Source organism: Pedobacter sp. KLB.chiD (genome assembly GCF_047040275.1).
GTDB lineage: Bacteria > Bacteroidota > Bacteroidia > Sphingobacteriales > Sphingobacteriaceae > Pedobacter.
On the sequence record NZ_CP178207.1, the window covers coordinates 4,114,006 to 4,128,713 of the forward strand.

Below are 14,708 nucleotides of genomic sequence, written 5' to 3' on the forward strand. Positions count from 1 at the left end.
CGTCAGAATGACAGATAAAAGGACTAAAAAGCCTCAGCTATAATCATAGCTGAGGCTTTAATTTTTTAGGAGGCCTTTTTTAAAAATCAGAATATAAATTCCTGAACGAACTACGCAAACCGAAAGTGATTAAACCGGTATTGTTTTTACCCAGGCTGTTGCTTTCACGTCTTAATATACCACCTAGTTCAAAACGTAAGTTATATTTCGGATTAATGACGTAAGCCACCCTGCCTTCTGCATAAAAAAGATCAGTACGGATACCCTGAGTGGTGTAATTTCCGGTAGGTTGTACCGCATCCGTATAAGGCTCGAAAATATTCTTGCCATAATTTTGTCCGGCAATGTCCAGGCCGTATTTGGCGTACATCAATTCTCCACTAAAATCGAAACGTTTGTAAGAGTAGTTTAACAAGCCTACCACTTCTCGAAAGTTTGCACCCATGGGGTGTGCTAAAGGCTCGTTATAATTGGCGTAATTGCCGATACGTGTTCTTGACGAAAAGGTATAGGGTTTCGCAGTGTTGTATTCTAACAAATAATTTAGACCATCAACTTTAAAAACATCTGCTCCTCTTACCCCTAACTGCCAGCCATATTTATTCCTGGAACTACCTGAACTCGAGAAGAAATTTTTAGCTTCAAACTCATCTAAGGAGAACTGTCCATAGGCAACCAGTTCTTTCATAAATTTATATTTACTTGTAAAACCGATTAAAGCATTATCAGGAGAGCCACTTGATGCTTCAACTGGTCTTAAAAAGATGATTGGATTAGCATATCCCCAGTCAAATCCCCGTCGGTTTCCAGCTTCATCGGTTTGGGCCCAAACGATGGAATCAAAAAAACCTATTGATAATCTATTATTTACATTCCAATCCAAATAGTGGAAAACACCGCCTTTTTTACGGTTACCTGCATCGTAAGATAATTTAGTTGCCCCAGGATCCTGCATAGATGTCCACATAGCCATGTACTGCACATTCCCTAAATTTCCTGTAAGTTTCAGAAAGGGTGTTGGAGAAGAAAAATCGGATAATAGTAATGATCGATATCCGTCACCGATAAAGGTTTTATCATAACCCGCCGTAATGTTTAAATATTTAATCGGTGTATAAGATATTGTAGCCGTTACATACGACCAATCCTTAGTGAGTTTACCAAAACTTCTATCATAAGATTGCCCCGGTACTACTTTGTTTTTATTGATATAATCATCATAGTAAGATGCAAAACGGCCCTGATTTTCAAAACCACTGGTATAAAAAGAAAATTTCTTTCCAATTGTACCACCAACCTGATAGCCGCGCGTATTTAAATAAGTAGTCTTTTTACCTGAAGCATCACGACCGATCTGAAAGTCCGGTAAAAAATCAGCATATACGGTATAATCTTCTTTCCTTATGTCTAGTAAATGTTCCTGGAATAACTTTCGAGATACCCATGATTGTCTAGTCGAATCTGCTCCCATACTTAAGAGTAAAGTACTTTTGTCGCGCAGCAAGCTATCATCAATAAAAAAAGGTTTTAAAGAACTGTGGATTCTGGTATTGGGGTTATAGACCTCGCCACTTAATTTCTGATAGAATTGATAAGAGTAGGGTTGATAGACAGCCTGAGCGCTCAGCTCATGAATAGATACGACTAAAAATAAAAGGAATAAGATTTTCTTCATCTGCTATATTTTAATTCAAAAGGCAAAGAACGTTAATAATTATGAATTAAACGATCCCGTTTTAAAGTTCAAAAAGAAAAGCCCTTTCGGGCTTCAGATTTTTATTCATTAAAAGGCATTCTCTTCACCCTTAACCATATTAATTACGGTCATAAAAATAATCTTGACGTCCAGCATGGCACTCCAGTTTTCCAGATACCAGATATCGTGCTCCACCCGCTTCACCATTTTGTAATCTTCCTTAGTTTCTCCACGATAGCCGTTTACCTGCGCCCAACCCGTAATGCCTGGTTTTAAAAAGTGTCGCACCATAAACTGATCTACAATGCCTTTGTATTGTTCGGTATGACTCAGCATATGCGGCCTCGGACCAACTACGCTCATATGTCCCATAAATACATTGAAAAACTGCGGAAGCTCGTCCAAACTCGATTTTCGAAGGAATTTTCCAATAGGTGTAATACGGTCATCATTTTTGCTCGCCTGTCTTTTATCACTATCTGCATTCATGCGCATACTCCTGAATTTAAAACACCAGAAAGGTTCATCATCCCTACCACTCCGCAGTTGTTTGAATAATACAGGGCCTTTACTCTGCATTTTGATCAATAATGCGATGATAGGATACAACCAGCTTAACACAAACAAAATCACAAAACCACTGAATAACACGTCAATTACTCTTTTCTTAAATCGGTTGTGTATTTTCTCCAAAGGCTCAGAACGTAACGAAATTACGGGGAATTCGTTCCCTAAATAACTTACCGTGTAAGGAGACAGTAGGGCTCCGCTAATATCCGGAATAAACTTAAGTCGTACACATTGACGTTCCGCTTCTTCTGTGAGTATAGCCATATCAGCCATACGCTCTGGTGCAATGGTGACATAAATATCTTTAATCCCCTTATCAACAGCCATTTTAAATTGACGACCGACCATATCTGAAATCTGGCCGTTCCGATCCAGGTAATCTTCAGGCACATCATTAATAAAGCCATGAAATTCAATATAACGTTGCTTTTCGAAATAACTGGCTAGTTGTAAGCCGGTTGCATTATTACCCATTATCGCTACCGATTTAACCCCCCTCAAATGGTTAAATAACAGAAATTGAAAGGAAGTACCTATAAAGCGATTTACTAAAAATAAAATGGCTAACATGCCATAAAAAATCACCAGGAACGATCTGGAGAAATCATTCTGTTTAGAGAAGAATAGATAAATGGAAAACAATACTGCATGTAAAACCACACTTTTCCAGGTTCCACGGTAAATCCGCTCTATTCTTCTTGAGCCATACTCACTATAAAGGCCGAAACTGGTGGTGCTCACAATCCAGATTAAATTGCACACCACTACATAATGCCATTGCAATTCAGAACTTACCGCCTTGCCCATGTATGCCGTAAATTCGTAGGCAAAAAAGTACACAATATTGACCATAATGAGGTCAGTGATTGGCAAAATATATTTCAGAATAAATAAGTAACGTGTTTGCATAGGCCTAAATAGCGGACATAAACATTTATATATCCTTTTTGTTTTAAATGAATCATTATGAGCAAAATTGATGCCCAAATATTGAGTTCAAAGTTAAATAATCGCTATCAATACAAAAACCAATAACAATGATGCAATATATCCCTAATATCTTCATTTAATAAATCGAGTATTTATATTCCAATAAATAGTCGAATAACGAACCAATTGAGTAGAAACAAAAAAAGTTTACATAAATGCAAACTTTCTCAACTTAGCAGTACTTAAGCATATTTGCTTCCATGTTCCTCAACTATCTCTTTAGCCACCTGTTTAATTTCCTGTTCTTCTGATTTAGGATAGATTAAGAGAACTTCGAGATCATCTACAACGATATAATTATCCAGTCCCCTGATCACAGCAACCTTATCTTTAGGCAGATGGATAATACAATTTGAGGTATCTTTTAGATTAATTTTATCTAAATTAACCATATTATTAGCCGCATCCTTTTCGCCAACAGCATGTAACGATGCCCACGTCCCCAAATCAGACCAGCCAATATCAGCAGGAATGGTGTACACATTATCTGCCTTTTCTAAAATGGCATAATCAATAGATATATTCGGACTGGTTGGATATTTTGTATTAATAAATTCACTTTCCTGATCGGTATTATAACAAGACAAACCGCTTCGAAATAAAGCAGCAATCTCTGGTGCATACTTTTCAAAAGCTCTTTTGAGCGACGCTGCCGACCAAATGAATATGCCTGCGTTCCAAACATAATTACCACTTGCTAAATACTCCTCAGCCTTCGCTAATACAGGTTTCTCCATAAAAGCATTTACCTTTTTCACTTCTTCAAATCCATCCTGGTACTCAATACTTGAATCCTGATACTTAATATACCCATATCCGGTATCAGGTCGGGTCGGGCTAATCCCTAAAGTTAACAAAGCCTCATTTGCTGTACTAAAACCTAAAGCCACCTGTATTTTATCCAAGAAAACGTCTTCTTTTAAAATTAAATGATCAGATGGGGCAACCACAATATTAGCATCTGGATTTAATTGTGCAATTTTATAGGTCGCATAAGCAATACAGGGCGCCGTGTTGTTACGGCTAGGCTCCAAAAGAATATTCTTTTTTAAAACCGCAGGCAATTGCGCAGAAACCAAATCAAAATAATTTTGATTAGTTAGTACGAAGATATTTTCATTGCTACAGATATTCAAAAAGCGTTCATAAGTGAGCTGTAACAAAGATTTACCAATTCCTAATATATCGATAAACTGTTTCGGACAATGATTTCTGCTTTTCGGCCAAAAGCGTGAACCTACACCTCCGGCCATAATTAATACATATGTATCTTTGTTCATGTAATTTAAGTAATTAGTAAAGCCCTATTTTCCCACAATCCTGATACCAGTCTTCTAGTGCCTCTTTTAATGAGAATTGTAATTTATAAGGTGATAAACTAAGTTTTTCACCTGAGATGTTAGTAGAAATCATTAACTTCTTTACACGGTCAGGGTGGATGCCACTAATATTTTTACCCAATACTCTGGCACCAAAATACGCTGAACCAGCTGCAGATTTTAAGGCCCAACCCGGAACCAAAATTTTAGGCGCTTTAGTATGGGTGGCTTCAGCCATAGTAGTGCAGATCTCCTCTATAGTAGGTGCAGGAAAATAAGTTAAATTATAAGTAACATGCCCCGGTTTTTCCTTTTGACCAGTTTCATACAGTATCCTGGCTACATCCTTTACATACACACTTGCCTTTATAGTGTCCTTTCTGCCTGGATAAAAGAAAAATCCTTTTTTTAGCGAATTATATAATCTGGTAAAGTTACCGCCTTCCTGTTTTCCAAAAACCACGCCAGGTCTAACTACAATAAGTTTTCTGTTTTCAGGATCTTCAGCCTGCCATAACTTATGAATATATTCTGCCGTTAATTTGGATATGCCATAAGGTGTATTGGGCATCGGCAAAGTTTCTTCCGTTTTAAATTCCTCAGACGCACCATAGGGAGCAATTGAGCTTGTAAAAACAATTGTTTGAATATTATTTTTCCTGGCAAAATCACAGATGTTTTGGGCACCAAAGATATTCGCTTCGAAATACTCATGATCAGGATGTCCAGGGGTCGTATGTACTGCAGCTAGATTATAAACAATACTATTGCTAACATTATCTAAATCTAAGAAAATCGGCTTACGGATATCAAGCTCGGTAAATCCATCACTAACCTTTTTACGGATGTCGTAGCTATTTACCTGGTCCGGAAGTCTTAAAGTCTCTGTTATGTACCTTTTTAGGTGGGTCCCTATAAAACCAGATCCACCGAATATTATATGATTCATTTATTTATTTTCTAATTTGTCCCAATATCTGCTATGCATCGAAAAATTCTTTTTATGTTTTAATGATATTTTATCATGGATCATTCCTAATTTATATCCTAAAAATTTTGCACCAATAGACATGATCATTTTAGGAAAAATCAAAGGGTTATGCTTAAACACATACTTTAGTTCAGATTTTAAGTATTTAAATCCTTCCCCCCCTGCGGACCCAAATTCCTTTAGTAGCCACTCATTTGTTGAGTGAAATACACCAATATCAAAATATCTTTTAAATTCCTCCTTCGTTGTATAATTGTGCGAATGATAAACTTCTGCATCTGCCACATAAGCAATCTTCCACCCTTTAATTAGGATTTGTCCACCAACAATAACATCTTCAGCAAAAATAGTATGGCTGGGAAACCCACCAACCTCTTCCAATGCAACTCTCCTATATGCGGCATAAGAGTTTGAACAAGATGCCGTTTTAATTCCTAATTCATCTTTATCACTTAATTGCTTAACCCTAGATACCGCATTATAATTAAATAACCGTGCATGGGTTTCTAGTGTTTTAGCACCCTTATGCGGCAACTGCCTTCCATAAGAAAGTCCAACGGTCGAATCATCAAATGCAGCGACAAGCCGATCAAAAGAATCTTTTCCTTTTAAAATGCAATCCTGAGTAAGGTAAATCAATATATCGCAATCTTGGGCAGCATTAGCTAACAATTGCCGCGCATATCCATGATCAAAATCTGTCTTCTTTATATTAATAATTTCAAAGCCGGAGGATTTAGCCTCCAACTTAGTATTATCAATAGACCCTGAGTCAAGAATTATTTTCCGGTCAATCTTTGTTGTTTGAAGATTAATTGAATCTAATACTTGATACCATAATTCTCCTGCGTTCAGTGTAGGGATTAACAACGCTATTTTATGCACGTTCATTAAATTAAATTTTATATGCTGATGAATGAGCTACAGCAAATTTATAAGAATTAACAAGCTCAAAAGTGTTAATAAATAATGCTGAAAATACTTTGGTAAAAATAAATTTTCTTTGCAGAAAACCAACCCCACTAGGGTATCTAGCTAAAACATTTATACCTACTCTCTTCTTTACCTCATCAAATGTTTCATTATGACTATGCTTAACATTAAACATATGAAAATAATAGATTCTTCCAAACTTTTCCACAGTCTCATCAGCCCAGAAAGCATCCTCACTTGCTATAACAGGTTTAAATTTAATTGTCTCCCAATGTGATCTGGAAACAATCGAAGCTGCGTTAGAAAATCGATGATTATCTACTTTCATTTCTGGCTCGGTACTGTTGCTCGCTGGAAAGTTGTATTTCAAAAACACTTTATCATATATAGAACATCCAACCTGTTCATTAGGTATTTGCCTAAAATATCCAGAAAGGGTTCCGATTTTATCAATAAATTTTTGAACCTCCTCGACTAAGTATTGACTTTCCAATTCGACATGGCCTGAAAAAAACAAAACATGATCTCCTTTGGTTAGCTCCATCATTAGATTACACGTCTCTCCAAAGGAAAATTCTGAACTAGCTATGCTATATAAATTACAATTTTCTTTTTCTAAGAACTCCAACGTACCATCTGTACTGCCACTATCCAAAAAAACGACATCTAAATATCGATAGTATGTCTGTGCCTTTAGTGAATCAAAAAAAAGCTTAATCCACTTGAACTCATTTTTGACGCGTGTTGCAATCGAGAATTTAATTTCTGATGTATTATCCTGCGATCTGATTTTTCTAAGAGTTTGAAACTGCTGCATTATATTTTTTTATAATTCATAAAAAACAAAATAAACCAAACATATTGGAATGCTACAGGTAAATAGAAAAAGTGATTGTAAAAAATTGAAAGTATTATACATTGAAACGTAATGGCGCGGAAAAAAAATCTTTTGGAACCAGTAGCCCACCAGGTTAAATTACTTATTAACCCTATCACAAAAGCAAATATACCTAATCCATATTTACCCATATCCATATATGAAGACATAAATGCACTGCTAACATTAAAAGCGGGTGTAACAAGATTACCAGATACAGTATCTTGTTGGCCGAAAACAATATCTCTAATAAAACTAGGTAATAGCAGTGATAGTGTATTGGGAAATAGGTAACTTAATTCTCGAACTTCAAACTGAAAGTTGAAGATTAAGTTATTAATTGGTGTAGTAAGATAAACGTAAACCCATAGAAAGCCTGAAGGCAGCCAATTAGGCCAATTATCACTTGGTTGTGCTAACTCATAAAATGCATCTGCCCCACTTCTCATGTCTCCAACTATTCCAAATAGAAAAATAACTATAAATCCATAAATAGCAACGGTCTTGATTAATGAGAGTTTATTTTTTGCCATAATGAAAAAGATAAAAGTTATCTCCATTAACATAACTATTATAACTTGGCGACTTATCACGATTACATACCAAAAAATTAAAAAAAGCATGTAATATAAATACTTTTTGTCTTTATATTTTTTGAATAAATAGAATGACAAAACACAAAGCATCATTCCTAATGCATTTAACAATCCATGAACAGATTGTATACCAAAATCAAAGTATGTTTTGCCATTTTTTAAAAGTAGCCAGACTAGAGGTACCCCTCCTGAAACGATAATTTCTATAATGGTTAAAAATACCCAGATCTTGATAAATAAAAAATATCGATTTTTTAGTTTTAAGCTTAGATCTACAACAGATACACCTATCTTTATTTTTTTCTTTGGGAGAAATCCAACTAAATACCCTGCAGTAAAACAGGCAAAGACCATTAAGAAAAAAGTTATTGCATCGTTTACTGATGATTCAAGCAAATTACTTAGCCTTAAAGACAGCAGGAAAATGACAAATATCCATGTGCCAGCAAATAAAAGCACTGGCTGGAAATATTTCATTATGACATTATCGGTAAGTCTTGGCATATATAATGATTTAGTTCGAGTCTAAAATATGATTGCTAACAAAGCACAGTTGCCTTTCAAAATCTTTCGATATATTTTCGTTCAACAATTGAGTTTGTGCATTTTTTAACTTTTCTAACTGCTCAAAATATTCTTGTTTTTTTCCCCCTTTAATTATTGACCTTATTAGTTCAGCCATATCATCTATACTTTCACACAGATATCCAATATTACCTAACTTATCAAAATAGTACTCTAAATAGCTATTTTTTATTGCAATTATTGGTTTAAGGTATTTTATCGCATCAAAAAAAGTACCACTTGGGCAAAGTTCATAGTATCCTCCTGTTTTAAAAAAGTATATAAAATAGTCTGATTTAGCTAAAGATTCTTCAAAAACTGAATTAGGAATAAAGCTTCCATCTCTTTTTAACACATCTACAAATTCATTTATAAATGGTTGAAGTTCGGTTGCTACACTTCCAATTTGAGTTAGCTTTAATTCATTATTGGAAATATTAGTTCTAAGTATTTGAGCCAAATCAAAAAGAGATTCTGAATTCTTAATTAAAGTTGCCGTACCAATATTTGACAAAGTTAGAATTTCTCCCTTAGCTTTATTAAAAAGGTTATTACCATAATATTCATAAGGGTGATCAATTACAATAAAAGAATTGTCACAAATGGATGGGATTGTAGCTATTAATTTATCCTTTATACTTTTCCCATAAATTAAAGAATTGTTAAACTTTAAATTTCTATTAACCATCATTTTTTTAATAAAATAGCGGAATATCTTTGTAACAAGCTTATTTTTATCCAAAAGTAGCACGCCCAAATCACCATGATGGCAAATGATAATTTTTTGTTTATATAGACCCGCTAAAAAATTCACAAACAATGCAGTAAATGGGAAACATGAAGTAAAGACAATGAGTTTCGCTTGATGTTTTTTTGCTTGTCTGAACATTTTACAGGATAATCTTGCCTGTCTGAAAAGCTTCAGAGCAATGTTAGTCTTTTTATCTTCTTTGGGTTTATACTTATAACTACTTAAGACCAAATTTTGTTTGCTCAAATACGGCTTTTCAAGTAGTCTTTTAGAATGCAATTCATCCGCGTATAAATGCATTGTATCGCCAGGAAATGTGATTTGCAATATTTCCAAAATACCGGCATTTACTATTACATGTTTCTCACCCTGCATCTGTGGCTCAACTACTATAATCATCTTTTTGAAGTAAATTAATTAATCAAACCATGGTAACCATGTTGGGTTATAATCCAGCTCTTTTGATCTATCCTTTATAAATTTAGCAGGTACACCACCAACCATTGTATATGGTGCAACATCTTTTGTTACAAGAGCACCAGCGCAAACAATAGCGCCTTCCCCTATAACTACTCCAGGTAAAATTGTCGCCCGTGATCCAATCCATACGAAATTACCAATGCTAATATCCTTAGATCTAAAAGCAAAATTTCTAGAATTTATATCGTGATCACCTGTAATAATGTGTACATGAGGAGAGATAGATGTAAAGTTGCCAATCTTTAATTTTCCTCGACCGTCCAAAAAACATTCTCGATTAATAACGCATCCATTACCGATCTCAATATTTCTGCCATAAATAAAACAATTTAAATGAATGCTTGATTGCTTCCCTAACTTGATTTTTATCACTTTTCGATAATAATAATGCCTTAACGAATAGAAAGGAATTTTATTAACCCAATAGTTTGGGAAATAATCAAATATTAACGCTTTAAAAATAGTATAAAGGCCTAATAATGGTGAATTACTTAAAGAAATAAGTATAACCATTTTTAAATATGCAAAAGTTACTAAAGGTGTGATTTTTTTATGCACCCGCAAGACATTCAGCCTTTTTTTTAAAAAAACAATACTTTTCTTAAAATTATCATCAGTAACGGTTATAGTTCTATCATAAAACTTTATATTAGTTTCATATTTAGATAAGCGCACTAGCAAGTCGTAATCAAATAAATAATTTTTATCAAATCCAATTGCAAAATTTTCTTTTAATATAAAATTTCTCTTCACAATTATTTCACCGAATAAGGTAGGGTTGCCTTCTAAAGGCTTATTTATATTATATGATGAAAATTTGTCAACAAGAGCCCCGTCTGGAAGCCTAATTTTTTGTCTGCAATAAAGTAAGTCTAATTCCGTAGTTACAAGATAGTCCAAAAGATCTTTGATAGACTCTCTTTCATAGAATTGTAGACTAGATGGCAGAACATATATATATATACCTGTAGACACCTCTATTGACTGTTTTAAACTAAACCCAAAATCAGTTTCCTCATCGTCAATATGAATATATTTCACTTTGTCAATCGTGGAAAATGTTTTAGCTACAGAAGCTTTAGCGCCTACCACAATTAACTCGATTTTTCCCTCAGACATAAGTATACTTTCAACCAAATGGTCAAAAATTAACGAAGTTTTCTCTTCAAGTATTAAAACAATTGATAGAATTACTTTGCTTTCCATGTTAAATACTCAACTATAGCTTGATGTTTCCATTAAGTCTCTTTTTAAGTTCGATTGAATTATCAACCACTCTCTCTGAAGTGTTAAAGTAACCTTTTAAATAACTTTTTATGTAGTAATATTTAATCATTTGCTGTTGATAAAAAGCAAATATTAAAACTTTAAAATTATATTTTTCAGATCTAAATCGGAGCCAATTCAAAAAAGTTGAAATATATGATTTAAATCCTATTGCAAGCATCAAGTTGATAACAATAGCACTAATATTTACATCCTTTTCAAGGATATAAAATGTTATATTAAAAATTAAAAGAACAATAAAAAGAAATTGAAAGGTTAGAGATATTAAATGCTTAAATAACATTGATACGTTTGATTTAGCCTCTCCTTCTCCCAAGCCATATCTTCCAGCTTCTTTCAAAAAGCCTATAGGCAAAACGTGACGTCCCCAAAAAACATTAGCTTCATCAACCATTAAAATTTTGTACCCTGAAGCTTTCACCTCCAATCCAAATATAAAATCATCTCCTGCTAAAGTTAACCATTCGCAATATCCCCCTATTTTATCAAATACTTCTCGTCTGTAAGCTATTGATCTAGATGAAGGTATAAAATTGGCAGCTTTAACATTAATATTATAACCATTATTATTAATATATGCAGCTTTAGCTGCTAGTGAATTTTGATCGGCCTCAATAACACTGAAGCTTCCACCTACAACCATTACTTCAGGATTTATAAGAGGATTAGTAATTGATTCAAGCCATTTATTAGTAAAGCGGCAGCCAAAATCAGTACTTGCAATGATATCATGCTTTGCTGTTCTAATGGCAAGATTACGGCCCTCTGCTACATTACAGCGATGTTTCTGTAATACAATAATAGGAATGTTTGAGGTATCTCTCCATTCTAAAAGTTTTTCGTAAGTTCCATCAGAAGATCCAGCATCGGTAATGATAATTTCGGAAGGTTTTACAGTCTGACTTTCCAGGTCAGCTATAGTTTTTTCTAAACGACTGCTTTCATTAAACACTGTTGATACTAAACTAATTTGCATAAATAATTTACTTTTTAAACTTCAAAATATTAGATACTATTTCCTCAACAAACTTATTTCTAAACAATAGTAACTGGAATAATATAAAACTAATTATATATACAAAAATTGATAAAGTCATCATTGATAGAGATGATAAGTAGTTCTTGAGGCCAAGAGTCAATAAAAAACTTGGTAGTAAAGATAAAACAATTAGAGACAATAGTTTATAGTCAAAAGTTATAGCTATATTCTTTCTTGCCCAGATATAGATGTATATGCAAACGGTTAGTTCTGCTAATAAACAAGAAATTGCTGCCCCTGTAAAACTGTAAATCGGAATTAATATGAAGTTAGCCGTAAGACTTACAACAAGTCCTAAAATAGTGGCGTGTAGTATTTTTCTCTCTTGCCCAATAGGTAATAGATATTGTGTTCCAAAAACATTGCATAACCCGATGATTAGAGGAATTAAGGATAGAATTCGTAATACATTGATAGCTGGCAAATATTTTTTTCCTGAAATTATAGTTAAAATTTCTGTAGGGAAAACAACACAAAAAAAAGAAAAAGGTAAAGCGATTAAGAATATTACATTAATTGACTTCGCCATTAAATCCTTGATCGCTTCATTGTTTTTATTTGCATGTAACACTGACATCCTTGGAATTAATACTGTTCCTATACCAGCGATCAGTAACCAAAACATCTTTACTAATTTTAAGGGTACATTATAAAAACTAACCGCCACTGGTGTTGTAAAAAAACCTAAAATAACTGTATCTAAAACAGTATATACGCTTATAGAAACATTTATACTGAATAGCACTAATAGTGGTTTAAGATGAATTGACAAATTTAATTTCTCAGGCCATCCTTTATAGAAATGTTTATAAAAATTGTAAAAATTAAGAAATGAATTTGAAAATACTAGCAATGAAAGAATTAAAAAATAGAGAATATAATCGTCTTGCTGTTTAACCAGTACCAATATTGCTATTACGCTAAGGCTTTTGATTATTAATGATCTTTTGGTTATATAACTGAAATTTTCTATTCCTTGATAGTACCACTCGATCAAAAATGAATTTGACAAGATTGATAAACATGCAATCTGTATTAAACTAATTTGAGAGCCCAATTTTGGAATAAAAAAATGTAGGGCAAAAAAAATACAGCAACAAGTAAGCGCCAAGAAAAATTGTAATATTACAAGCTCTACAACTAGATCAGAATTTCTTTTTACATCATGTTTATGTTTTGCAATTTCTCTAACCCCATAAAAGGGTATACCTAAAGAAGACAAAATTATGAAATATTGCGAAAATGCATCAATAAAGAATATACTGCCTAAACCATTACTTGAAAGAACCCTTGTTACATATGGAAACGTAATTAGAGGAAATAATATTGTTGATGAAGTAAGTATAAAATTACTTATTACGTTCTTTTTTAAACTCATTTTATCATTTAGGCCAAATTTATTTTTTGTGCCAGGTCTAAACTGCTTTTAATGCAAACATCCATATTGTAATACTGCCATTCACCAAATCTACCAAGGGTATGAAGGCCAATATCTTGAAGATATTTTTTAACAGTAGTTGTCGCTGAATCATAATTTTCATCAAAAACAACATAGGCATGTTCTGAAACATTATAATCAATAGGTCTTTTCAAAAAACTATCTTTTTTACCATTATCTATCATCTCTTCCCTGGTCTTCTCTCCCACAACCTCTGACATTGAGTAATTTTTCTTTGGCTTGAAGAAACTTCCAATATGAATATATCTATGAAAAAAATTATACGATTCAGGTATATAAGTCCAGGTTCTATTTGTCTCTTCAGTTTCCCAGAACATAGTAGTTACTTTATTATAACGTAATTTATCTGCTGCATTTAAAACTTCATGAGGAGTACCCTTTATTAAATGTGGTAATATGTTTAAAGGGAGTGTACTTATCACTAAATCGTATTCTTTCTCCCCGTTTACAAGCCATTTATTTGCTTTCTTTTCTATTGTATGTACCGTAAAATCTGTTAAAATTGTTAGACCCTCTGCTAACTTGTCTATAAAAGTATTTTGATTATTAGTATCTGGGTAGTAAAAACTTGCATGTGGCATTTTGTCACTCTCATTACTAATTAAACCCTTAAAAAATGATTCCTTATTAGGGATAGGCAATTTCCCATCTACCCAAGCAGGGCTCATTTCACTCGGAGGCCTATTCCAAATTTTGGAGTTATAAGGGATAAAGTACGTTTCCGCTAATGTATTACCGAATTTTTTTCTAAACCAATCTTCCAAATTTTCATACACATTATCGTCCTCTGCGCTCAAAAAATCTTTAGTAATATCAATTGCTAGCTCTGGCGCAAAGTTATGAATCTGTTGTATTGCGTATTCTATAGGATAAGAAACCTCTTCTCCCTTTAATTTTATTACGGCATTACGCTGAACCTGATGCCAGCTGTCTTTGGGCAAAACTTCATTAAAAACAAAGTCCATTACATCAGAATATTTAGAGTTAAAGCAATGTCCACCTACAGGATGATATGCAACACCTTCGACAGTTTTCGTTCTCGCAATTCCGCCATGTATTGAATGCCTTTCAAGTAATTCAACATCATGTTGCTTAGATAACATCCTTCCAATACTCAGGCCGGAAATACCAGCTCCTAATATCCCAATTTTCATTT

The 14,708-nt window shown here is 33.6% G+C and carries 11 protein-coding genes and 1 pseudogene; all 12 read right to left on the reverse strand.

What is annotated here, in order from left to right; genetic code table 11:
* Window positions 1-79 precede the first annotated feature (79 nt).
* The 12 genes and pseudogenes from ACK1I8_RS16850 to ACK1I8_RS16905 all read right to left on the reverse strand — a co-directional run bounded on the left by ACK1I8_RS16850 (window position 80) and on the right by ACK1I8_RS16905 (window position 14,706).
* The gene (locus ACK1I8_RS16850) at window positions 80-1,675 is read right to left on the reverse strand and encodes a gliding motility protein RemB (protein ID WP_412466456.1); all 1,596 of its coding nucleotides are present in this window, start codon (window positions 1,673-1,675) and stop codon (window positions 80-82) included.
* A gap of 108 nt (window positions 1,676-1,783) precedes the next feature.
* Window positions 1,784-3,175, reverse strand: a complete 1,392-nt coding sequence (locus ACK1I8_RS16855) for an undecaprenyl-phosphate glucose phosphotransferase (RefSeq protein WP_412466457.1) — start codon at window positions 3,173-3,175, stop codon at window positions 1,784-1,786.
* Between the two features lie 263 nt (window positions 3,176-3,438).
* Window positions 3,439-4,536, reverse strand: coding sequence for a mannose-1-phosphate guanylyltransferase (locus ACK1I8_RS16860; protein ID WP_412466458.1), 1,098 nt, complete (start codon window positions 4,534-4,536; stop codon window positions 3,439-3,441).
* Between the two features lie 13 nt (window positions 4,537-4,549).
* On the reverse strand, window positions 4,550-5,524 hold the full coding sequence (locus ACK1I8_RS16865) for an NAD-dependent epimerase/dehydratase family protein (RefSeq protein WP_412466459.1): 975 nt from the start codon (window positions 5,522-5,524) through the stop codon (window positions 4,550-4,552).
* The gene (locus ACK1I8_RS16870; RefSeq protein WP_412466460.1) at window positions 5,525-6,457 is read right to left on the reverse strand and encodes a glycosyltransferase; all 933 of its coding nucleotides are present in this window, start codon (window positions 6,455-6,457) and stop codon (window positions 5,525-5,527) included.
* A 4-nt stretch (window positions 6,458-6,461) separates the two neighbouring features.
* Window positions 6,462-7,316 carry a glycosyltransferase family 2 protein gene (locus ACK1I8_RS16875; protein WP_412466461.1) on the reverse strand — a complete coding sequence of 285 codons (855 nt, stop codon included), beginning with the start codon at window positions 7,314-7,316 and terminating at the stop codon, window positions 6,462-6,464.
* Window positions 7,316-8,476 (reverse strand): O-antigen polymerase, encoded by a 1,161-nt coding sequence (locus ACK1I8_RS16880; RefSeq protein WP_412466462.1) that lies wholly within the window; start codon window positions 8,474-8,476, stop codon window positions 7,316-7,318. Before ACK1I8_RS16880 ends, ACK1I8_RS16875 begins: the two co-directional genes overlap by 1 nt.
* A gap of 10 nt (window positions 8,477-8,486) precedes the next feature.
* Window positions 8,487-9,686 carry a hypothetical protein gene (locus tag ACK1I8_RS16885; RefSeq protein ID WP_412466463.1) on the reverse strand — a complete coding sequence of 400 codons (1,200 nt, stop codon included), beginning with the start codon at window positions 9,684-9,686 and terminating at the stop codon, window positions 8,487-8,489.
* A 66-nt stretch (window positions 9,687-9,752) separates the two neighbouring features.
* A pseudogene (locus tag ACK1I8_RS16890) lies at window positions 9,753-9,917 on the reverse strand (DapH/DapD/GlmU-related protein); the annotation flags it as partial.
* Window positions 9,918-10,986: 1,069 nt separating this feature from the next.
* Complete coding sequence (locus ACK1I8_RS16895) at window positions 10,987-12,030, reverse strand: glycosyltransferase (protein ID WP_412466464.1); 1,044 nt, start codon at window positions 12,028-12,030, stop codon at window positions 10,987-10,989.
* A gap of 7 nt (window positions 12,031-12,037) precedes the next feature.
* Window positions 12,038-13,471, reverse strand: a complete 1,434-nt coding sequence (locus tag ACK1I8_RS16900; protein WP_412466465.1) for a flippase — start codon at window positions 13,469-13,471, stop codon at window positions 12,038-12,040.
* Window positions 13,472-13,479: 8 nt separating this feature from the next.
* Window positions 13,480-14,706: a protoporphyrinogen/coproporphyrinogen oxidase gene (locus tag ACK1I8_RS16905; RefSeq protein WP_412466466.1), complete on the reverse strand. Its 1,227-nt coding sequence runs from the start codon at window positions 14,704-14,706 to the stop codon at window positions 13,480-13,482.
* Window positions 14,707-14,708 lie beyond the last annotated feature (2 nt).